At 64.8% G+C, this 21,651-nt stretch carries 22 protein-coding genes; 5 read left to right on the forward strand and 17 right to left on the reverse strand.

Features of this window, described 5'->3' with window-relative positions; all coding sequences use genetic code 11:
- The first annotated feature begins 109 nt into the window (after positions 1–109).
- Complete coding sequence (locus tag QOS90_RS10690; RefSeq protein WP_085272775.1) at positions 110–3,586, forward strand: hybrid sensor histidine kinase/response regulator; 3,477 nt, start codon at positions 110–112, stop codon at positions 3,584–3,586.
- On the opposite strand, the gene QOS90_RS10695 is transcribed toward QOS90_RS10690, so the two are convergent.
- Complete coding sequence (locus QOS90_RS10695; protein ID WP_172960404.1) at positions 3,558–4,931, reverse strand: DNA recombination protein RmuC; 1,374 nt, start codon at positions 4,929–4,931, stop codon at positions 3,558–3,560. The genes QOS90_RS10690 and QOS90_RS10695 overlap by 29 nt on opposite strands.
- A gap of 194 nt (positions 4,932–5,125) precedes the next feature.
- Positions 5,126–5,545, reverse strand: coding sequence for a tetratricopeptide repeat protein (locus QOS90_RS10700; protein WP_085272811.1), 420 nt, complete (start codon positions 5,543–5,545; stop codon positions 5,126–5,128).
- 955 nt (positions 5,546–6,500) lie between these two features.
- Here QOS90_RS10700 and QOS90_RS10705 point away from each other — a divergent pair.
- From QOS90_RS10705 to QOS90_RS10715, 3 genes are all read left to right on the forward strand, one after another.
- A complete protein-coding gene (locus QOS90_RS10705) occupies positions 6,501–6,725 on the forward strand; it encodes a hypothetical protein (protein ID WP_027595881.1) in 225 nt (74 codons plus the stop codon).
- 249 nt (positions 6,726–6,974) lie between these two features.
- Positions 6,975–7,457 (forward strand): hypothetical protein, encoded by a 483-nt coding sequence (locus QOS90_RS10710; protein WP_027595880.1) that lies wholly within the window; start codon positions 6,975–6,977, stop codon positions 7,455–7,457.
- Positions 7,458–7,603: 146 nt separating this feature from the next.
- Complete coding sequence (locus tag QOS90_RS10715; protein WP_027595879.1) at positions 7,604–8,869, forward strand: OmpP1/FadL family transporter; 1,266 nt, start codon at positions 7,604–7,606, stop codon at positions 8,867–8,869.
- A gap of 42 nt (positions 8,870–8,911) precedes the next feature.
- Here the strand turns inward: QOS90_RS10715 and QOS90_RS10720 are convergent, their stop codons facing one another.
- A complete protein-coding gene (locus QOS90_RS10720; RefSeq protein WP_085272772.1) occupies positions 8,912–9,841 on the reverse strand; it encodes a LysR family transcriptional regulator in 930 nt (309 codons plus the stop codon).
- Positions 9,842–9,956: 115 nt separating this feature from the next.
- Here QOS90_RS10720 and QOS90_RS10725 point away from each other — a divergent pair, with 115 nt between their 5' ends.
- The gene (locus tag QOS90_RS10725; RefSeq protein ID WP_085272771.1) at positions 9,957–10,217 is read left to right on the forward strand and encodes a DUF2798 domain-containing protein; all 261 of its coding nucleotides are present in this window, start codon (positions 9,957–9,959) and stop codon (positions 10,215–10,217) included.
- 137 nt (positions 10,218–10,354) lie between these two features.
- Here the strand turns inward: QOS90_RS10725 and QOS90_RS10730 are convergent, their stop codons facing one another.
- The 14 genes from QOS90_RS10730 to cobO form a co-directional block, all read right to left on the reverse strand.
- Positions 10,355–10,906, reverse strand: coding sequence for a glutathione peroxidase (locus tag QOS90_RS10730; RefSeq protein ID WP_027595876.1), 552 nt, complete (start codon positions 10,904–10,906; stop codon positions 10,355–10,357).
- A gap of 46 nt (positions 10,907–10,952) precedes the next feature.
- Positions 10,953–11,075 carry a hypothetical protein gene (locus QOS90_RS10735; RefSeq protein ID WP_256215250.1) on the reverse strand — a complete coding sequence of 41 codons (123 nt, stop codon included), beginning with the start codon at positions 11,073–11,075 and terminating at the stop codon, positions 10,953–10,955.
- Positions 11,072–12,274: an MFS transporter gene (locus tag QOS90_RS10740; protein ID WP_027595875.1), complete on the reverse strand. Its 1,203-nt coding sequence runs from the start codon at positions 12,272–12,274 to the stop codon at positions 11,072–11,074. The genes QOS90_RS10735 and QOS90_RS10740 overlap by 4 nt, the downstream gene beginning before the upstream one ends.
- A gap of 63 nt (positions 12,275–12,337) precedes the next feature.
- Positions 12,338–12,742, reverse strand: a complete 405-nt coding sequence (locus QOS90_RS10745) for a MarR family winged helix-turn-helix transcriptional regulator (RefSeq protein ID WP_085272770.1) — start codon at positions 12,740–12,742, stop codon at positions 12,338–12,340.
- A gap of 85 nt (positions 12,743–12,827) precedes the next feature.
- Positions 12,828–13,562, reverse strand: a complete 735-nt coding sequence (locus tag QOS90_RS10750) for an adenosylcobinamide-GDP ribazoletransferase (RefSeq protein WP_085272769.1) — start codon at positions 13,560–13,562, stop codon at positions 12,828–12,830.
- Between the two features lies 1 nt (position 13,563).
- Positions 13,564–14,130, reverse strand: coding sequence for an alpha-ribazole phosphatase family protein (gene cobC, locus QOS90_RS10755; RefSeq protein WP_085272768.1), 567 nt, complete (start codon positions 14,128–14,130; stop codon positions 13,564–13,566).
- On the reverse strand, positions 14,127–15,182 hold the full coding sequence (gene cobT / locus QOS90_RS10760) for a nicotinate-nucleotide--dimethylbenzimidazole phosphoribosyltransferase (RefSeq protein WP_085272767.1): 1,056 nt from the start codon (positions 15,180–15,182) through the stop codon (positions 14,127–14,129). Before cobT ends, cobC begins: the two co-directional genes overlap by 4 nt.
- Positions 15,179–15,700, reverse strand: coding sequence for a bifunctional adenosylcobinamide kinase/adenosylcobinamide-phosphate guanylyltransferase (cobU, locus tag QOS90_RS10765; protein ID WP_085272766.1), 522 nt, complete (start codon positions 15,698–15,700; stop codon positions 15,179–15,181). Before cobU ends, cobT begins: the two co-directional genes overlap by 4 nt.
- Before the next feature lies 1 nt (position 15,701).
- The gene (locus QOS90_RS10770) at positions 15,702–17,156 is read right to left on the reverse strand and encodes a cobyric acid synthase (protein WP_085272765.1); all 1,455 of its coding nucleotides are present in this window, start codon (positions 17,154–17,156) and stop codon (positions 15,702–15,704) included.
- Positions 17,153–18,145 (reverse strand): threonine-phosphate decarboxylase CobD, encoded by a 993-nt coding sequence (cobD, locus tag QOS90_RS10775; protein ID WP_085272764.1) that lies wholly within the window; start codon positions 18,143–18,145, stop codon positions 17,153–17,155. Before cobD ends, QOS90_RS10770 begins: the two co-directional genes overlap by 4 nt.
- The gene (gene cbiB, locus QOS90_RS10780) at positions 18,138–19,046 is read right to left on the reverse strand and encodes an adenosylcobinamide-phosphate synthase CbiB (protein ID WP_085272763.1); all 909 of its coding nucleotides are present in this window, start codon (positions 19,044–19,046) and stop codon (positions 18,138–18,140) included. Before cbiB ends, cobD begins: the two co-directional genes overlap by 8 nt.
- A complete protein-coding gene (bluB, locus tag QOS90_RS10785) occupies positions 19,043–19,693 on the reverse strand; it encodes a 5,6-dimethylbenzimidazole synthase (protein ID WP_085272762.1) in 651 nt (216 codons plus the stop codon). The genes cbiB and bluB overlap by 4 nt, the downstream gene beginning before the upstream one ends.
- Positions 19,690–20,985, reverse strand: a complete 1,296-nt coding sequence (locus tag QOS90_RS10790) for a cobyrinic acid a,c-diamide synthase CobB (protein ID WP_085272761.1) — start codon at positions 20,983–20,985, stop codon at positions 19,690–19,692. The genes bluB and QOS90_RS10790 overlap by 4 nt, the downstream gene beginning before the upstream one ends.
- Positions 20,982–21,593 carry a cob(I)yrinic acid a,c-diamide adenosyltransferase gene (gene cobO, locus QOS90_RS10795; protein WP_027595864.1) on the reverse strand — a complete coding sequence of 204 codons (612 nt, stop codon included), beginning with the start codon at positions 21,591–21,593 and terminating at the stop codon, positions 20,982–20,984. The genes QOS90_RS10790 and cobO overlap by 4 nt, the downstream gene beginning before the upstream one ends.
- Positions 21,594–21,651: the final 58 nt, after the last annotated feature.

Below are 21,651 nucleotides of genomic sequence, written 5' to 3' on the forward strand. Positions count from 1 at the left end.
ATCCCTGCGACGACTCGCCACTGCGACCATCGTCGGCGCTGACGAACCTGCGCCTGCGTGCCAGACTGATTGATCGGGACCGCGTTACCTTTTTTGCTCCGGAGTTTTCATGTCGTTGTCCAGTGGGCTGATCGCCGTGGTCGCCCTGGCCTATATGGCCATCATGTTCGCCATCGCCTTTTACGGCGACCGACGCAGCACACCGTTGCCGCCGAAGCTGCGTGCCTGGGTGTACAGCCTATCGCTGGCCGTGTACTGCACCAGCTGGACCTTCTTCGGTGCCGTCGGCCAGGCTGCCGAACAGCTCTGGGCGTTCCTGCCGATCTACCTGGGCCCGGTACTGCTGCTGATTTTCGCACCTTGGGTGCTGCAGAAGATGGTGCTGATCAGCAAGCAGCAGAACATCACCTCGATCGCCGACTTCATCGCCGCGCGCTACGGCAAATCGCAGACCCTGGCCGTGGTAGTGGCGCTGATCTGCCTGGTCGGCGTGCTGCCCTACATCGCCTTGCAGCTCAAAGGCATCGTGCTGGGCGTCAACCTGCTGATCGGCGCCAACGCCGACGCCACCGGCACCCGCGTGCAGGACACCGCGCTGGTGGTATCGCTGGTGCTGGCACTGTTCGCCATCGTCTTCGGCACCCGTAGCCTGGACGTGACCGAGCACCACCGCGGCATGGTCCTGGCGATCGCCTTCGAGTCGTTGATCAAGCTGTTGGCGTTCCTGGCCGTGGGCATCTTCGTGGTGTTCAACCTGTACGACGGCTTTGACGACCTGTTCAGCCAGGCGCGCCAATCGATCCAGCTGGAAAGCTACTGGCAGGAGACCATCAACTGGCCATCGATGGTGGTGCAAACCGCGGTGGCCATGATGGCGATCATCTGCCTGCCACGGCAGTTCCATGTCACCGTGGTGGAGAACATCGAACCGCAGGACATGCGCCTGGCCCGCTGGGTGTTCCCGATGTACCTGGTGCTGGCTGCGCTGTTCGTGGTGCCAATCGCCCTGGCCGGGCAGATGCTGCTGCCGGGCACGGTGATGTCCGACTCGTTCGTCATCAGCCTGCCCCTGGCCGAAGCCCACCCGAGCCTGGCCCTGCTGGCCTTCATCGGTGGCGCCTCGGCGGCCACTGGCATGGTCATCGTCGAAGCCGTGGCGCTGTCGACCATGGTCTCCAACGACATGCTGCTGCCCTGGCTGCTGCGCCGCAACAATGCCGAGCGCCCGTTCGAAGCGTTCCGCCACTGGATGCTCTCGGTACGCCGGGTGACCATCGTGGTGATCCTGCTGCTGGCCTATGTCAGCTATCGCCTGCTCGGTTCGACCGCGAGCCTGGCGACCATCGGCCAGATCGCCTTCGCCGCCGTGACCCAGCTCACGCCGGCCATGCTCGGCGCGCTGTACTGGAAGCAAGCCAACCGGCGCGGCGTGTTCGCCGGCCTCGCCGCCGGCATCTTCCTGTGGTTCTACACCCTGGTGCTGCCGATTGCCGCCCATAGCGTGGGTTGGTCGCTCGAGCTGTTCCCGGGCCTGGCGTGGCTGCATGGCAACCCGCTGAACCTGCCAATCAGCCCATTGACCCAAGGCGTGGTGCTGTCGCTGGCGGGTAACTTCACCTTGTTTGCCTGGGTGTCGGTGCTGTCGCGCACGCGGGTGTCAGAGCACTGGCAGGCTGGCCGCTTCATCGGCCAGCAGACCAGCGCCCGCCCTAGCAGCAAACCGCTGCTGGCGGTGCAGATCGATGACCTGCTGACACTGGCCTCGCGCTTCGTCGGCGAAGAACGTGCGCGGCAGAGCTTCATCCGCTTCGCCTACCGCCAGGGCAAAGGCTTCAACCCCAACCAGAACGCCGACGGTGACTGGATCGAGCACACCGAACGCTTGCTCGCCGGGGTGCTCGGCACGTCGTCGACCCGAGCCGTGGTCAAGGCCGCCATCGAAGGCCGCGACATGCAGCTTGAAGACGTGGTGCGCATCGCCGACGAAGCCAGCGAAGTGCTGCAGTTCAACCGTGCGCTGCTGCAAGGGGCTATCGAGAACATCAACCAGGGCATCAGCGTGGTCGACCAGAACCTGCACCTGGTGGCCTGGAACCGCCGCTACCTGGAGCTGTTCAACTACCCCGACGGGCTGATCAGCGTTGGCCGGCCGATTGCCGACATCATCCGCTACAACGCCGAGCGCGGCCTGTGCGGCCCGGGCGAGGCGCAGGTTCACGTGGCGCGGCGCCTGCACTGGATGCGCCAAGGCCGCGCGCATTCCTCCGAGCGGCTGTTCCCCAACGGCCGGGTCATCGAGCTGATCGGCAACCCAATGCCCGGTGGCGGCTTCGTCATGAGCTTCACCGACATCACCCCGTTCCGCGAAGCCGAACAGGCGCTGCGCGATGCCAACGAGGGCCTGGAGCAGCGGGTGGCGGAGCGTACCCATGAGCTGTCGCAGCTCAACCAGGCACTGTCCGAAGCCAAGAGCCAGGCCGAGGCAGTGAGCAAGTCCAAGACCCGCTTCCTGGCCGCAGTCAGCCACGACCTGATGCAACCACTGAACGCCGCGCGGCTGTTCTCCGCCGCCCTGTCGCAACAGGCCGAGGGCATGAACGAGGAGGCCCAGCAACTGGTGCAGCACATGGACAGCTCGCTGCGCTCGGCCGAAGAGCTGATCAGCGACCTGCTGGACATCTCGCGCCTGGAGAACAACAAGATCACCCCAGACGCCAAGCCGTTCGCCCTCAACGAGCTGTTCGACACCCTGGGCGCCGAGTTCAAGGTACTGGCCGCCGAGAAAGGGCTGGAGTTCCGCCTGCGCGGCAGCCGCCTGCGGGTCGACAGCGACATGAAGTTGCTGCGCCGCGTGCTGCAGAACTTCCTGACCAACGCCCTGCGCTATGGCAAAAGCCCGATTCTGCTGGGTGCCCGCCGCCAGGGCGAACGCCTGTGGCTGGAAGTGTGGGACCGCGGCCCGGGGATCGCCGACAACAAGCTGCAAGAGATTTTCCAAGAGTTCAAACGCCTGGACAGCCACCAGACCCGTGCCGAAAAAGGCCTGGGCCTGGGCCTGGCCATCGCCGACGGCCTGTGCCGGGTACTGGGCCATAGCCTGGAAGTGCGATCATGGCCCGGCAAAGGCACGGTGTTCCGCGTCAGCGTCCCGATCGCCCGCCAGGCGGCGCCCGCGCCCAGCGCGCCGGCGGAGCAGACGGGCCAACCGCTGGCCGGGCTGCAGGTGCTATGCATCGACAATGAAGACAGCATCCTGATTGGCATGAACAGCCTGCTCAGCCGTTGGGGCTGCCAGGTCTGGACCGCCCGCAACCGCCCCGAATGCGAGGCCTTGCTGGCAAACGGCATGCGCCCGCACCTGGCACTGGTGGACTACCACCTGGACGACGGCGAAACCGGCACCGAGCTGATGGGCTGGCTACGCGCCCGGCTGGGCGAGCCGGTGCCTGGGGTGGTGATCAGCGCCGACGGCAGCAAAGAGACCATCGCCCTGGTGCATGCCTCAGGCCTGGACTACCTGGCCAAGCCGGTCAAGCCGGCAGCCTTGCGCGCCCTGCTCAATCGGCATCTGAGCCTGGTTCAGTAACCGCTTCGTCCGGCAGGGCTTCATCGGACAGCGCCCGCTCCAGCAAGTCTGCCGGCAGGCTCTTGCTGGCACGGGCACCCAAGAGCTTGAGCTGCTCACTGCGGCTGACCAGGTTGCCACGCCCTTCGCACAGTTTGTTGCGCGCCGCGGCGTAGGCCTTGTCCACCTGCTGCAAGCGGTTGCCTAGCTCGTCCAGGTCTTGGATGAACAGCACGAACTTGTCATACAGCCAGCCGGCGCGCTCGGCGATCTCGCGGGCGTTCTGGCCTTGGCGTTCCTGCTTCCACAAGCTGTCGATCACCCTCAGTGTGGCCAGCAGCGTGGTCGGGCTGACAATCACGATGTGCCGGTCGAAGGCTTCCTGGAACAGGTTGGGCTCGGCCTGCAGGGCCGCCGAAAAAGCGGCCTCGATGGGCACGAAAAGCAGGACGAAATCCAGGCTGTGCAGGCCTTCGAGGCGGTTGTAGTCCTTGCTTGACAGGCCTTTGACGTGGCTGCGCAACGACTGCACATGCTGCTTGAGCGCGGCCTCGTCATTGCTGCCAACAAACTGCTGGTAAGCCGTGAGGCTGACCTTGGCGTCGACCACGACCTGCTTGTCGCCGGGCAACATGATCAGTACATCGGGCTGGAAACGCTCGCCATCGGCGCTCTTCAGGCTGACCTGGGTCTGGTATTCGCGGCCCTTCTCCAGGCCCGCGTGCTCCAGTACCCGCTCCAGGATCATCTCGCCCCAGTTGCCTTGGGTTTTCTGGCCCTTGAGGGCCTGGGTGAGGTTGGTAGCTTCGTCGGACAGGCGCTGGTTGAGCTGCTGCAAGCGCTCCAGTTCCTTGCCCAGGGAGAAACGCTCGCGTGACTCCTGCTGGTAACTTTCCTCGACGCGCTTCTCAAAGGCCTGGATGCGGTCCTTGAGCGGGTCGAGCAGTTGGCCCAGGTGCTGCTGGCTGGTCTGGGCAAAGCGTTGCTCGCGCTCGTCGAAGATTTTCGTGGCCAGGTCGGAGAACTGGGCGCGCAGGGTGTCGCGGGCCTCTTGCAGGTCTTCCAGGCGTTGTTGATGGTTTTCCTGCTGCTCGCGCAGCTCCGCCTCCAGGCGTGCGCCTTGGGCTTCCAGACGGCGCAACTCGGCTTCACGGTTGGCGCGTTCGAGGCTCCAGGCGTGGGCGGCATCGCGGGCATTGTCGCGGTCGATCTGCAGCAACTCCAGCTCACGGCCCTGGGCTGCCAGCTGGGCTTGCTTGACGGTGTTGGCTTCGCTGAGGTCGCTGACTTCGTCGCGGCTGGCGTCCAGTTGCGCCTGCAACCCGGCCAGGGACAACTGGGCAGCGTTAAGGCGCTCTTCGAGCAGGGCTTGTTCACCCTGTCGGGCGCCCTGGCGACGCTGCACCTGCATGACCCACACCAGGCAGGGCAACGCACCTGCCACCAAGCCCAGCAGAATGCTGGCCAGATCCACTGTCATGGTTACCCCGATCGAACATGATGAATGCTGCGCAGCTTATCAGCCTGGGAACTGGCCTTGCGCCTTTTCACGCGTCACCATCAACCGGAAAACCACTGCCCCAGCAGCCGCCGCGCTTCCTGCGAGCCCTGCGCAGCGGCCAGCTCCAGCCAGTAGCGGGCCTGGTCCGGCTCGCTGGCCTGGCACAGCCGGGCATATTCCAGCTGTGCGCGGCGATCACCGGCGCGGGCAGCCTGGCGCAGCAGCGCGTGGCCGATACGCCGGTCGCGGGCATTGCCGCAATCACGGCACAGCATCTGCCCCAGCCGGCTCTGGGCCACCACCACGCCCTGGCGCGCTGGCTGTTTCAGCAAGCGGCCTGCCAAGTGCTTGACCTGAGGCTTGTCACCCAGGCGCGGGCTGTCGAGCAACCACAGGGCCACTTTCAGGGAGAAGCGTTTGGGTGGAGGCACTGACGAGGCGTCAGCAGGGTTGGCGAGGTGTTTACCGCGAAACTTCATGAGCAACAGGCAAGGTGACTCGAAAGGCGCGCCACTCTACTCCATTTTTTCTGGCATGGCCTGTCGATTTCTGGAGGATTGAAAAAAAATTTCGATGATCTTTTCTTGACGTTTTCGAGTGGATGACCAACCGGTCTAGCGGCGCCCGAAGATTGTCCGACAGTTCCCTGGGTTGCTGGCACACCCGTCCTAGAGCAAGCGCTTGGGACAATCCACAGTTCCTGTGGATAACTCGGTGGACAACCCCCTCCAGCAGCCCTTAAACCCCCGTAAAATGGGGCCTCCAGTCAAACTGACGATTTTTTCACCAGCTAAAATTAGTGTTTTTTTTCATTGACTTAACTCACCAGTCAAGGCATTGGCGACGCTGTAGAGGGCTGTTGCGGGTGTGTTACAGCGTGCGCGCCAAATGTGAACAACTGCCCCTCACGCCTTCATATGGGTGCACAAAAACAGCACATCCTCGGTAATGACAGCCCTTTGCCCCCCTTCCCAGCCCGCGAAAGAAGCGCCATACTGCTCGGCTAGCCTGGGCAGGTGCACAAACACTTGCCAAAGCACTTTATCTGCGGTAAGGTGCGCCTCGTTAGTACCAAGCTGAAAGTCAATTCTGGCCAGAAGCGTCCTTGCAACGCTGCTCTCCCAAAAGCACGCATTGCTGAAACCAGGACCGGCCACACTCGATGATTCCCTCGCCAGCCATACGCTGCCCAAGCACGAATCACCTTGCAGATTGATCAGGATTCCACCCCGACGGCCTAGAACCTTGGCCCCGGCGTGCTGCCTGCCCTCTTAAGTACCTACCAGTCAGCCCAAGCGCCCACATTTGATTGCGCTCTCTCTGGCTGCTTTGTTCCAGTCAGGTTCGTTTCGTCCCTTAATAAAGGCGTCACTGGAACGTTTCTATCATGCACGGATCATACCCTCCGTGTTTAAAGCAGGAACCTCCAATAATATGCAAACTCATCCACACATTCAGGCTGCCATTGGCACCCTTTCCCAGGCCTTCTCGCCGTTGAAGTGCCTTATCGTTGCCCCTCGCAAGGGCAGCTTCAGCTTTACCCTGGTGGACGAACACGGCGTCGCCTGCCACACCGAACGCCTGTACCCTGAACAGTACAGCCGCAAGGAACCCCTGCAGGCAGTGATCGCCCGGACCCGTCAGTCGCTCACCGCGTGAGCGGCGAATACGGCGGCATTCAGGCGCTGAATCTTTGCCCAGGTAGCCTGCCTGATCGTTCTTGGCGTAATTGCCCCATGGCATATAGCCTCGAACGTCAGGCAGCAATCGATTTAAAAACAGCTCTTTACACCACGATTATCACACTACACTTCAACTCGAGCGGTGCTAACCGCTTCCGGCGGGCCTGATCATTCACCAGCTGCCAAGCTCCAGCGCCCGTCCGGCCCTTACTTGCTCGAGGGCATCATGGGTATCGCGGCGAATGAATTGTGTCTGTATGTGATCCGACCCACCCTGGTCTACCTGGACCGCCACTGCCCTAGCGCTGAAGCCTTGCTACTGGGCATCGCCGCCAGCCAGTCGGCCCTCGGCTCAGCCTTGCACGACCGGCGTGGCCATGGCCTCTACCGCATCGGCGAAACCCGTCACCAGGCGCTCTGGGACGAGTATCTCGCCCGCGACCCTGACCTCGCCAGCCTGGTCCGCGGCCTGGCCAGCCAACACGCCTTTCTTGGCGGTCCGCACCTGGAACTCACAGTAAACCTTCGCTATTCCACCGCCATCGCCTGGATGTTGGTCGAGGCGCAAGCCACGCCCCTGCCTGCCGCTGACGACTTGCTGGGCCTGGCACGCATCTGGCGCCAGGTTTTCCACCCTCAGGGTCGCCTGCGCGACTTCACCCACGCCTGGCATACCTGCATAGATCAGAGATTGCCTCAGGCATCTTAAGAAACGCCCTACAGCTTTACCGGAAAAAATGGAATTTTGGTCGGATTGTCCTACAAAACCGCTCTATCTCCTGTGATTGAGGCTATAGCGCGGCGGGCAATTTGTTGGTAGCTTTTCGCCCCGGAGATCCCAAGGAGTTTCTAATAATGAAAAAAGTAATGCTCAAAACCTCCCTCGGTGTAGCCGTTGCGCTTGCTTCCAGCCAACTGCTCGCCAGCGGCTTTGCCCTGAACGAACAGAGCATCAGCAGCATGGGGACAGGTTTCGCGGGACGTTCTTCTTCTGCCGAAGATGCCAGCACCGTGTTTGGCAACCCAGCCGGCATGTCCCGCCTCAAGCGCGAACAGATCACCGTGGGCGGCGCCGCCGTCATCGCCAAGTCCGATATCTCGGGCCGTGGCAGCAACCTCGGGGGGGAAACCGATGGTGACATGGTGCCTGTCGTTGGCGTACCCATGGGCTACTACGTCAAGCCGATCGATGATCACTGGAGCGTCGGTTTCGGCGTCTACGTGCCCTTCGGCCTGGTGACCGACTACGGCAGCGACGATGCTGCTCGCTACTGGGGCAAAAAGAGCCACGTCGAGGTGGTGACCTTCCAGCCAACCGTCAGCTACGCCTTCAACGACAAGGTTTCGATCGGTTTCGGTCCAACCATCAACCGCATCAAGGGTGAACTGGGCTCGAGCCTGATCAACCCGTTCAGCCCTGGCCGCAACGACGGCGAAGTGAAGATCAAGGGCGATGACACCGCCGTGGGCTACAACATCGGTATCCTGGTCCAGGCCACCGACAGCACCCGCGTCGGCCTGACCTACCACTCGATGGTCGACTACAAGCTCGAAGGCAAGACCCGCGTCAGCACCCCGCTGATCGGGCCGTTCAACGGCAACAAGTTCGATGCCACCCTGAAGATCAAGACGCCTGAGTCTGTCGATCTTTCGGTCACCCACGAACTCGACGACCAGTGGACCCTGTACGCAGGCAGCACCTGGACCCGTTGGAGCCGCCTGGAAGACATCACCGTGCAGAACGATGTGCCGGCACCGCTGGCAGGTTCGGCGTTCCAGACCATCACCGAAGAGCAGAACTGGCACGACACCTGGGCACACGCCATTGGCGCGTCGTACAAGGTCAACAAGGAGTGGGTACTGCGTACCGGCTTCACCGTCGACCAGTCGCCAACCAACAACCACGACCGTTCACCGCGCATCCCGACTGGCGATCGCAAGGTGTTCAGCCTGGGTGCCGGTTGGAGCCCAAGCGAAGACATGACCATCGACGTGGCGTATTCCTACCTGTGGGAAGAGGACACCAAGGTCAACCAGGTCAGCGCGACCAAAGGCAGCTACCAGGCCAAGTACGAAAACAGCGCTCACGGCGTCGGTGCATCCCTCACCTACCGCTTCTGAGTCGCACCCGCAGTATGGAAAACCGCCCTCGTGGCGGTTTTTTCATGCCTGGATCTTCCAGCTGTCACCCAGGCATTCATGCAGGTAGTCCATGAATGCGCGCACCTTCGCGGTCATGGCAAAACGATCGGCCAGGCACAGGTAGATATCCATCGGCTCGGTCTGGGCATAGGCCTGGCCGTTGTCGCTGTATTCGAACACAGGCACCAGCGCGCCGGACGCCAGGTAAGGCCGCACGATGAACTCAGCCAGCCGCGTGATGCCGCCATCGTGCAGGGCCATCTGCGTCAGGGCGTCGATATCGTCACTGATCAGCACAGTGCCGAAATCCGCTTCAAAACGCAGCCCGTCGCGCATGAAGCCCCACCGCAGGAAGCGGCCGTCGACCGGGTAGCGGAACACCAGGCAGCGGTGCTCGCGCAACGCCTCGGGCGTGGCAGGCACGCCGGCGCTTGCCAGGTAACCGGGAGAGGCGCAGCAGATGAACGGAATACGGGCAATGTGCCTCGCCAGCAGGTGGTCTTCCAGCTGCGGGGCGATGCGCAGGCTGACATCGACGTCCTCGCGGGCATGGTTGACCCGTCGATCAGTCGTTACCAACTCTATCGAAAGCTGGGGGTAACGGGCACTGAATGCTGGGATCAAGGGCGCCAGCACATGGCGACCGAAGGCCGAGGTGGAGGCGATGCAGAGGCGGCCATGGGGCTCGCTGTCGGGGGTTGTGACGGCCAGTTCGGCCTGGGCAAGGTCTCGGTCCACCTGCCTGACCCGCTCGTAGTAGAGCGTGCCGGCGGGGGTCAAAGCCATGCTGCGCGTGGTGCGGGTGAGCAAGCGCACCTGCAGATGCGCTTCGAGGCGTGCGAGGTTCTGGCTCACCGCCGCCGGGCTGAGCCCCAGGCTGCGCGCCCCGGCAGCGATGCTGCCGGCCTCTACCACCTTGATGAAGCTGCGGATGGCATTGAGCAAGTCCATGTCGAGCCCTTGGGATTCGTAAGAATCTCTTTATAAAGAACTCAATGACGATGGTCTACAGCCCTGCCACCGACGATTGCTAACCTGCGCCTCCACTCATCTTTCTGGAGTTCGCATGAGCAACCTGTCCCCTACGCGCAGCCGGCGCAAATTGCGCCCCAGTGCCACACCGTACGTGTTCGCCCTCTACATGTCGTCGATCATGGCGTTATTGATGTGCTTCGTGATCACTGCGGCCAACGCCGGGGTGAACCCGCAGTATCTGAGCAACGTAATGAAGGCCTACCAACTGGCCATGCCGGTGGCGTTCCTCTGCGTGCTGATGGTCAGGCCGGTGGTGCTACGGCTGGTGGCGATTACCGTTCACCCCCATTAACGCCCCCCTCATTGAATCACCACACCCTTTGTAGGAGCAGCCTTGTGCTGCGAAGAGGCCGGTACAGGTAACTGACATAGTCGCTACCTGCACCGGCCTCTTCGCAGCACAAGGCTGCTCCTACAAAAAAAGCGGCACTATGGCTGCGATGCGATGGCCTTCTCGATCGCTGCCCTGAAGGCCGGGTCGTCCGGCTTGGTCAGGCTAGAGAAGCTGCCAATCACCTTGCCCTTGCGATCCACTACGTATTTGTAGAAATTCCACTTCGGCGCATTGCTCTGGCTCGCCAGCTCGCTGAACAGCGGGATCGCATCCTTGCCACGCACCGGCTGGGCCTTGGTCATGGTGAAGGTCACCCCGTAATTGGCGTAGCAGACCTTGGCAATCTTCTCGCTGTCGGCATCTTCCTGCTTGAAGTCATTAGAAGGCACACCGAGCATCTCCAAGCCCTGCTCGTGGTACTCCTTGTACGTCGCCTCAAGCCCCTCGAACTGCGGCGCAAACCCGCAATAGCTGGCCGTGTTGACCACCACCAGCGGCTTGCCGGCAAAGCGCTGGCACAGATCAACCTGCCCTTTGCCACGCAGTTCGGGCAGGCTGCCCTGCAACACGGCCGGGCAATCCGCAGCCCAGCTCGACGTGGCGGCAAGCAGGGCCAGCACAGGCACCGTCAACCAATGTGCACGCATCGTTCGTTTCTCCCGCAAGACAATCCTTGAACTTGCAGGGTAGCGCTTAACAAACCCCCATGCCCAGTTGCATCAACGCCAACCCACCCTGGTGCCACCCCCACCACACCAGCGCCAGCAGCACGATCGCGGCAGCGGCGAGCAAGCCTTGGGCCAGGTAGCGCTTCATGCGGCCTGGGCCTGCAGGCGGGCGACCGGGCGTTCACGTACCGGCCAGTTGAGGGCGGCGGCCAGCAGGCTGAGCAGGATCGAAATCTGCCAGACCAGGTCGTAGTTGCCCGTGCGGTCGTAGACCACCCCGCCCAACCAGCCGCCCAGGAAGGCGCCCAGCTGGTGGAAGAGGAACACGATGCCGCCCAGCATCGACAGGTTGCGCACACCAAACAGTGTCGCCACTGTGCCGTTGGTCAACGGGACGGTAGAGAGCCACAGCAGGCCCATGGCGATGCCGAACAGGTAGGCGCTGAATTGGGTCACAGGTGCCCAGAGGAACAACACGATCACGACTGCGCGGAGCAGATAAAGCCCTGTGAGCAGGCGCGGCTTGGACATGCGCCCGCCCAGCCAGCCGGCGGTGAAGGTGCCGACGATGTTGAACAGGCCCACCAGTGCCAACACCGTGGTGCCCGTGGTCGCAGCCAGGTGCTGGTCGACCAGGTAGGCCGGCAGGTGCACGCCGATGAACACCACCTGGAACCCGCAGACGAAAAAGCCCAGCGCCAGCAGCCAGAACCCGGTATGCGAGCAGGCTTCACGCAGGGCCTGGCCCAAGGTCTGTTCGGCGCCATGGCTGGGCAGCGGGCGGTCACGCAACAGGCCGACGAGGGGTACGATGAGTGCCACCATCAGGCCCAGGACCAGCAACGCGGCGGACCAGCCCAGCCACTCGATCAAGCCAAGGGTGCCGGGCAGCATGGCGAACTGGCCGAATGAACCGGCCGCACTCGCAATACCCATCGCCATGCTGCGTTTGTCGGCCGGCACGGCGCGCCCAACCACACCCAGGATGACCGAGAACGAGGTACCGGAAAGGCCAATGCCAATCAGCAGGCCAGCGCTCAACGACAGCGACCAGGCAGAGTCGGCCATCCCCATGAACATCAACCCGGCGGCGTAGAGAATGCCACCGATGATCACCACGCGCGCCGCGCCCACGCGGTCAGCCAAGGCGCCGGCGAACGGTTGTGCCAGCCCCCAGATGAGGTTCTGCAAAGCGATGGCGAAGGCAAACACACCACGCCCCCAGCCAAAGTCGGCGCTCATCGGCGCCAGGAACAGGCCAAAGCCGTGTCGCACACCCAAAGACAGCGCCAGTATCAACGCTGCCCCCACAAGCACCCACCCGCTGGTTCGCCACACCGAAGTCATTGTCGTTATCTCCAGCACATCGCAAGGTTTTGCGGGTATATACCCGCTTATAGTCGCATCAGCTCAAGCCAGTTGTTCCAGCAAGCGCACCAACTCGTCACGCTGCCCTACGCCCAAGCGCTCGACCAGCAACCCTTGGGCCTGCTTCCAGGCCGGGTAAGCTGCTTGCAGCAGCGCCTTACCGGCTTCGGTCAGCAGCACCACGCGGTTGCGTTGGTCGTCGCCGTCAGCCAAGGCCACCAGGCCATCGGCTTCGAGCACCCGCAGGTTGCGCCCCAAAGTGCTGCGTTCGAGGCCCATGGCCTCGGCCAAGGTGGTGATGCTCGGGCGGTCGAGCCGCTGCAAGTGCCGCAACAGGGAAAACTGGGCGACATTGATGCCGAAGCCGGCAAGGGCCTCGTCATAATGCCGGCTCACCCCGCGGGCGGCACGACGCAGATGGGTACAGATGCATTCACTGGTCAGCATGGATACGTGTATATACCCGCGTCATGGGTGTTGCAAGAAGTTTCATCAGGATGGACTGCGGCGTGGGAGATCGCGTGCAGGTGATTCAGAGGCCCAGCGCCAACCCCAGCACCACGGTCAGCTCCAGCAACTCGAGCATCGCCCCGGCGGTGTCACCGGTCGTGCCGCCCAGGCGCCGACACATGAGGCGTCGCAACCAGGCGAACACAGCCACGGCTGCAACCAGCACCCAGATCGCGCCCCAACCGCCCACTGCAAGGCACAGGGCTGCACTGGCGAGCAATACCCACCCAGCAGCAGCGCGCGGGAGATGTTCGGCCAGCGCCTGCCCCAGGCCACCGGGGCGTACGTAAGGCGTACACAGGAACAGGCCCAGCATCGCCGCACGCCCTACCACCGGTGCCAGCAGCAGTTCAAGCCCTGCCCCACGCTCGACCAGTACCCACAACGCACAGAATTTCAGCAACAGCACCAGCACCAAGGTCACCACGGCGATCGGCCCGCTGCGCGGATCTTTCATGATCCGCAGCGTGCGCTCTCGGTCGCCGAAGCCACCCAGCCAGGCATCGGCGCTGTCGGCCAACCCGTCCAGGTGCAGGGCGCCGCTGAGCAACACCCACAGCGCCAGCAGCAACGCCGCGTGCAAAGGTGCGGGCGTGCCGTGCAGCAGAAGGCTGGCCAGCCACAGCAGCAGCCCGAACAGCAGCCCGACCAGTGGGTAGCACAACAGCGAGCGGCCTACTTGCTGCGGCGCCGGCATGCCCGGCAAACGCACCGGCAGGCTGCTGAGAAACTGCAAGGCAATCCAGAACGGCAGCATGTCAGTGCGCCTCGCCCAATTGACCGTCGTCGCGCAGCACCAGGCGCACCAATGCGCCGTGGGCAACTTCTACCTGCAGCAACTGCTCCCGGGGCAGGCCACGTGCACGGGCCAGCAACAGGCGCATCACCCCGCCGTGGGTGACCAGCAGCACGCGCTTGCCGGCATGCTGCTGGCACAAGCGCTCGACGCCCGCCAGTACCCGTTCGGCAAACGCACTGACCGGTTCGCCATTGGGCGGGGTATAGCCATAAGGGTCGGCCCAGAAGCGCCCCAGCGCATCGGCCTGGTCTTCCATGATCTGCGCCGCGCTGCGGCCTTCCCAGTCACCGAAATGCAGCTCCTGCAAAGCGGCCTCACGCTGTACCGGCAGGTGCAGGCGTGCACCCAGCTCATCGGCAAAACGCGCACAGCGCTGCAGCGGCGAGCTGACCAGCACCTGCCACGGGCCCGCTTCGGCGACCGCGCTGCGCATCTGCGCCCAGCCCTTTTCAGTCAGGGCATCATCAAGGCTGCCACGCAGGCCGCCCTGCTCCGTTTCGCCGTGGCGCAACAGGTCGAGGATCATGCCGGGCGGTCCGCCACGGCCGCTTCGGCAAACGTCGCCATCTGGCCGTGCAGCGCACAGGCCAGGCGCAACAAGGGGACCGCCAGGGCGGCGCCGCTGCCCTCGCCCAGGCGCAGGCCCAGCGCCAGTAACGGCTCGGCCTGCAACGCTTCGAGCAAGGCCTTGTGCCCTGGCTCCGCGCCCTGGTGGGCAAACAGCAGCCATGCCCGGCATTGCGGGTTGAGGCGTACCGCCACCAGCGCAGCAACGCTGCAGATAAAGCCGTCCACCAGCACCGCGACGCCCTCTTGCGCGCAGGCGATGTAAGCGCCCGCCAAGGCAGCGATCTCGAAACCGCCGACACAGGCCAGCGCCTGCAGCGGGTCGTCAGCACGCAGGCCATGCAGGATCAGCGCACGCTCGATGACTTCGGCTTTGTGCCGCACACCGGCGTTGTCCAGGCCAGTGCCTGGGCCGCTCAACTCACGCGCTGGGCAGCCCAGCAAGTTACTGGCCAGGGCGGCAGCAGCGGTCGTGTTACCGATGCCCATTTCGCCACCGATGAACAACTGCGCGCCCTGTTCAGCGGCCCGCAATGCGCTGTCGCGGCCGGCCTGCAAGGCGGACTGCAACTGGGCTTCGGTCATCGCTGGCTGGCGGGCGAAGTTGGCGGTGCCGGCGCCCAGGCGCAGATGCCGCACACCGGGCAGCGCCAGGCTGGGGTCGATGGTGCCGAGGTCGACCACTTCCAGGCTGGCCTGCAGCTGGCGCGCCAACACGCTGATCGCCGCGCCGCCGCCGACGAAGTTGCGCAGCATTTGCCCGGTCACGGCTTGCGGGTAGGCCGAAATGCCCTCCTCTACCACACCGTGGTCACCGGCGAAAATCGTGATCGCCAGTTGGTCCACCGTTGGCCGCTCTCGGCCTTGCAGGCCCGCCAGGTGCACGGCCAGGCCTTCCAGCTGGCCGAGCGAACCGGCAGGTTTGGTCAGCTGTTGCTGACGGGCGCGGGCCTGGTCCATGGCGGCGTTGTCGAGGGGTTGGCAGGCATCACGCCACCAGGCTTGAGTCATAGTGCAGGTCCTTTGAGCATAAGGGGCAGGCCAGCCACGGTCAGCACCACGCGCTGACAGCGTTCAGCAACGGCCTGGTGTAGCCAGCCGGCCTGGTCGACATAACGCCGGGTCAGTTCACCCATGGGCACCACGCCCAGGCCGGTTTCGTTGCTGACCAAGATAACCGTGCCGGGCAACTGCGCCAGGCAGTCGAGCAGCGCATCGCGCTCCTCGGCCAGGCGCTGGTCGTTGTCGAGCATCAGCAGGTTGGTCAGCCACAGGGTCAGGCAATCCACCAACAGGCAGCGCCCTTCGGTCGCTTCGCGGCGCAGCACCGCCGCCAGTGCCAGGGGTTCTTCGATCAACCCCCAGTCAGCGGGCCGGCGTTGGCGATGCAAGCGCACGCGTTCGTTCATTTCACCGTCCAGCGGCTCGCTGGTGGCGATGTAGGTGACCGGCAGGCCGCTGTCGCTGGCCAGCTGTTCGGCCAGGCGGCTCTTGCCGGAACGGGCGCCGCCGAGGATCAGGTTGAGCATTTCAGGCGACTCCACACAGCGTGCGCAGGTGCGCGGTGTCCAGGTGTTTTTCCACCAGGTCCGCCAGGCGTTCGATATCACGCTCGCGCAGGGCCTGGTAGTCGATAGTCTCTGCATCGGCCAGCCCCGCCCAGCGCAGCAACGCGGCGCACGACTGGCTGCCTTCGAACAGGCCATGCAGGTAGGTGGCGAGGATCTGCCCATCGGCGCTGATGGCGCCGTCACAGCGGCCGTCGTCCAGCTGCACGGCGGGGCGTTCCAGGGCCGGGCCCTGAGTAACGCCGGCATGGATCTCGTAGCCAGAAACCGGCGCGTTTTCCAGGGTCACGGTACCGGCAACGTTGCGCAGTTGCTTGTCGGCCTCCAGTACCGTGGCGTAGTCCAGCAGGCCCAGCCCAGGGCTGGAGCCCGCCGGCCCTTCCAGGCCCAGCGGGTCGTGCACCTGAGCCCCGAGCATCTGCAGGCCGCCGCAGATGCCGATGAGCTTGCCGCCATAGCGCAAGTGGCGGGCAATGGCGGTATCCCAGCCCCGCTCGCGCAGTTGCGCCAGGTCGCCACGCACGCTTTTCGAGCCAGGCAGGATGATCAGGTCGGCAGGCGGTATCGGCTGGCCGGGCCCGATGAACTGCAAATCCACTTGCGGGTGCAGGCGCAGCGGGTCGAAGTCAGTGTGGTTGCTGATGCGCGGCAGCACCGGCACGATCACCTTCAGTACGCGCTCCCCTTTGGCCACCTGGCGCACATCGATGCCGTCCTCGGCCTCCAGGTGCAGGTCGGTGACATACGGCAACACGCCCAGCACCGGCTTGCCGGTACGCGCTTCGAGCCAGTCCAGCCCAGGCTGCAGCAAGGCGATGTCACCGCGGAAGCGGTTGATGACGAAGCCTTTGACCCGCGCCTGTTCACTCGGCGACAGCAGCTCCAGCGTGCCCACCAGGTGAGCGAATACCCCACCGCGGTTGATGTCGGCCACCAGGATCACCGGGCAGTCGACCGCTTCGGCAAAGCCCATGTTGGCGATGTCGCCGGCACGCAGGTTGATCTCTGCCGGCGAGCCCGCACCTTCGACCATCACCACCGGGTACGCGGCGCTCAGGCGCTGGTGCGACGCCAGCACCGCTTGCATGGCGATGGCCTTGTAGTCGTGATAAGCCACTGCATTCATGCTGGTGACCGCGCGACCGTGGATGATCACCTGGGCGCCAGTGTCGCTGTTGGGTTTGAGCAGCACCGGGTTCATGTCGGTGTGCGGCGCCAGCCGGCAAGCCTGGGCCTGCACAGCCTGGGCCCGGCCGATTTCGCCACCGTCGGCGGTCACTGCGCTGTTCAGCGCCATGTTCTGCGGCTTGAACGGCACCACGCCGACACCCTGGCGCAACAGCCACCGGCACAGCGCGGTCACCAGCGTGCTTTTGCCGGCATCGGAGGTGGTGCCTTGCACCATGAGCGTGGTCATGCCGTTTCCTTTTGATAATCGGTCAGGGCCTGGGCCAGGCGCTGCTCGTCCGCCGCACTGGCAGGCAAGCCCAGGCGCACGGCGGCGGGCTGCTCGAACAGGCGCACCAGGATGCCGCGCCGGGCAAGAAAGTCATGCAAGTGCGCGGCACGCTCGCTGCGCACGTACTGGAACAGGTCGCAGCCGCCGCTCGGCGCCAGCCCGGTGCTGTGCAACAGCGCAGCGAGGCGCTGGCTGCTGGCGGCGCAGCGCTCGATCTGCACCTGGTGGGCAATGTGGTCGGCAAAGCAGGCTTGGGCCAGCACCCGCGTGGGGCCGCTGACAGTCCAAGGGCCGAGCAACTCAGCCAGCCGCTGCAGCACGCTGGGCTGCGCCGCAACAACCCCCAAACGCACACCGGCCAGGCCAAAGAACTTGCCGAACGAGCGCAGTACGATCAGGCCAGGCCGTTCGGCGCAGTCGACCACGCTGTGGGCGGGGGTGTTGTCCATGAACGCCTCGTCGACCACCAGCCAGCCCCCACGCGCCGCCAGTCGCCCATGCCAGTCGAGCAGGCGCTCCCGGCTGACCTGACGGCCGGTCGGGTTGTTGGGGTTGACCAGCACCAGCACATCGAGGCTGTCGAGCGCGCCTTCCACCTGGGCTTCATCCAGTTCGAGCAATGTGTGCCCTGCCCGCTGCCAGGCATACGGGTGCTCGGCATAGCACGGGGTCAACACACCGACCCGGCCCGCCGGGCGCAGCAATGGCAAGGCCTGGATCGCGGCCTGCGAGCCGGCCACCGCCAACAGCTGGCGGGTGCCGTAGTACTGCCGAGCGGCTTCTTCCAGGCCGTCTTCGGTCTCTGGCAGACGCGCCCAGGCGTCGAGTGGAATAGGCGGGATCGGGTAAGGCCAAGGGGCAATGCCGCTGGACAGGTCGAGCCAATGTTCACGCGCGATCCCGTAGTGACGCACCGCACGCAGCAGACGACCACCGTGTTCAAGCATTCCAGTAAGCTCCCAGGCAAATCAGCAGTACCCACAGCCACACGCCCCGCTGCACCAGGCTCCAGCCGCGCTCGATGGCATTGGCATCGGCCATTGGCCCATCGCCCAGGCGCGGCCGCTCGTGCAGTTCACCGTGATACACCGCCGGGCCGCCCAGCTCGACCCCCAGCGCGCCGGCACCTGCCGCCATCACGGGGCCGGCGTTGGGGCTGTCCCACAGGGGCCCCTGGTTGCGCCAGCAGGCCAGGGCCAGGCGGGTTTTGCCGAGCAGCGCGTAGGTCAGCGCCACCAGCCTTGCGGGAACATAGTTGAGCACATCGTCGATGCGTGCGGCGCACCAGCCAAACCGCTCGAAGCGTTCGTTGCGATAGCCCCACATGGCATCCAGTGTATTGCTCAATCGGTACAACACCACGCCGGGCGCGCCCGCCACCACGAACCAGAACAGCGCGGCGAACACCGCATCGCTGCCGTTTTCCAGCACTGACTCGGTGGCCGCCCTGGCCACGGCGGGCTCGTCCAGCTCGCGGGTTTCACGGCTGACCAAGTAACCGACCCGCCGCCGCGCCTCTTCCAGGTCACCCTGGCGCAATGCGTTCGCCACCGGCAGCACGTGCTCGCCGAGGCTACGCAGGCCCAACGCGCAGTACAGCGCCAGCACGTCGACCAGCCAGCCGATGTACGGCAGCCAGGACAGGATCAGTGCAACCAGGGTCAGCGGCACCACCGCGAGGAACCAGGCGCTCACGCCATGGCTGCGCCAACCGCGCCCTCCGGCATTCAGGCGACGCTCCAGGTTGGCGGCCATGTTGCCGAACGCCACCAGTGGATGACGCCGCTGTGGCTCGCCCAGCAAGGCATCCAGGGCCACCCCGGCCACGGTCAGCAAGGCAACGCTCATGGCTGCTCCCCCCATTGGTTGTGATACAGCAGGTCACTCAAGGGGCGTTCTTCTGCCCAGTTTTCCAGCACCAGCATCGGTGCCGGGTAAAATTCGGCCACAGGCCCCAGGCACAGCACCGCCACCGGCTTGGCCCCCGCCGGCATGCCCAGCAGTTCGGCCAATGCCACGGGGTCGAACAGCGATACCCAGCCCATCCCCAGGCCCTCGGCACGCGCCGCCAGCCACAGGTTCTGGATAGCGCAGGCCAGCGAGGCGAGGTCCATTTCCGGCAAGGTACGGCGGCCAAAGATGTGCGGCTCGCGCTGGTCCATCAACGCGGCCACCAGCAGTTCGGCGCAATCGTTGATGCCTTCGACCTTGAGCGTCATGAACGCATCGGCACGTTCGCCCAGTGCATCGGCCGTGCGCAGCCGCTCTTCTTCGACCAACGCCTGGATGCGCGCGCGCAGGTCGCGCTGAGTGATGCGGATGAACCGCCAGGGCTGCATCAGCCCGACGCTCGGTGCCTGATGCGCCGCAGCCAACAGGCGGGCGAGCAACGCCGGGGCCACCTCGCCACCGGCAAAATGGCGCATGTCGCGGCGTTCGCCGATGGCCCGGTACAGCGCGGCGCGTTCGGCGTCGCTGAAAGCGTGTTCGCTCATGGTCGCAACAGCGCCGCCGCCGCGTCCGGGTTGGAGGGGAAGTAGAAGTGCACGTAGGAAGCCGTCAGGCGGCCCAGGCGATACACCGCCTCGTTGCCACGCCCGCCGTTGGGGCTCAGCCCCCGGGCGATCGGCGTCAGCTCGGTGCTGGTGAGCGAGTGATGGTAGGTGTGGCCACGCAGGGTGCCTTCGGGCAGTTCCACTGCCTGCAAGGCCAATGCGGCCAGGCGTTTCTGCATGGTCGCCTCGCCCGTCAGCAAGCCGAGCAGTTCGGCACGCTCACCCGCTACGTCGGTCAGTGCGTCGAGCAGGTAAAGCATGCCGCCACACTCGGCCAGCAACGGCTTGCCCTGGGCATGATGGTCACGGATCGCCGCGCACATCGGCGTGTTGGCCGCCAGTGCGTGGTGGTGCAGTTCCGGGTAGCCGCCCGGCAAGTACAGGCTGTCCACAGCGGGCAGTTCGCAGTCGTGCAGCGGCGAGAAGAACACCAGCTGCGCGCCGAGGTTGCGCATCAGGTCGATATTGGCACCATAAAGGAAGGCGAACGCCTCGTCCCGCGCCACGCCAATGCGCACACCGGCCAATGAAGCGGCGGCCGGCTGCGGTTCCGGCTCGGCAAACGCCACGGGCGGTGGTAAAGCGGCATCGCAACTGGCGCCCAGCGCTTCGGCCGCAGCATCCAGGCGGGCATCCAGGTCGTTCAGCTCGCTGGCCTGGACCAAGCCCAGGTGGCGGCTCGGCAGTTCGATACCGCGCTCACGCGACAGGCCGCCGTACCAGCGCAGCCCTTCGGTCAGGCTGCCTTCTAGCAGCTGCGCATGGCGCAAGCTGCCGACCCGGTTGGCCAGCACGCCGGCGAATGGCAGGTCGGCCTGGTAACGCGCCAGCCCCAGGGCCAGGGCGCCAAAGGTCTGGGCCATGGCCGTGCCGTCGATCACCGCCAGCACCGGCACGCCGAAATGACGCGCCAGGTCGGCGCTCGACGGGGTGCCGTCGAACAGGCCCATGACCCCTTCGATCAAGATCAGGTCAGCCTCAGCGGCTGCTTCCCATAGCAGGCGACGGCTTTCCTGCGCGCCGATCATCCACAGGTCGAGCTGGTAGACCGGTGCGCCGCTGGCACGCTCCAGGATCATCGGGTCGAGAAAATCAGGCCCACACTTGAACACCCGGACCTTACGCCCGAGGTTACGGTGCAGCCGGGCCAAGGCTGCGGTCACAGTGGTCTTGCCCTGGCCGGAAGCCGGCGCCGCGATCAACACGGCCGGGCAATGTCGCAGTTCACTCACAGTTCAACGCCCTTCTGCGCACGGATACCCGCCTGGAAGGCGTGCTTGAGCATGCCCATCTCGGTGACGGTATCGGCCAGTTCGATCATTTCAGGCTTGGCCGCGCGGCCGGTAACGATCACGTGCTGCATCGGCGGGCGAGCCTGGATGTCGGACAGCACCTGATCGAGGTCGAGGTAGCCATGCTTGAGCGCGATGTTCAGTTCATCGAGTACCACGAACTGTACGGTCGGGTCTTGCAGCAGCTGGCGCGACACGGCCCAGGCGGCTTCGGCGGCGGCGATGTCGCGCTGGCGGTCCTGGGTCTCCCAGGTGAAGCCCTCGCCCATAACGTGGTAGCGCACCTGCTCCGGGAAGCGCCGGAAAAACAGCTCTTCGCCGGTGCTGTTGCGGCCTTTGATGAACTGCACCACGCCGCACTGCATGCCGTGGCCCAGGGCGCGGGCGAGCATGCCGAACGCCGAGCTGCTCTTGCCCTTGCCGTTGCCGGTCAGCACCAGCAACAGGCCGCATTCATTGGGGGAATTGGCGATGCGCTCGTCGATGACCGCCTTTTTGCGCTGCATGCGCGCCAGGTGGCGTTCGTCGCGTTCGGTGGGTTCGCTCATCAGGGTTCTCCGCAGGCTGACGCCACGCGAGAAGCGGCGACAGGTCGATAGGCAGGCA

This window comes from Pseudomonas sp. LAIL14HWK12:I10, from assembly GCF_900184205.1.
In the GTDB taxonomy this organism is placed as follows: Bacteria; Pseudomonadota; Gammaproteobacteria; order Pseudomonadales; family Pseudomonadaceae; genus Aquipseudomonas; species Aquipseudomonas kermanshahensis.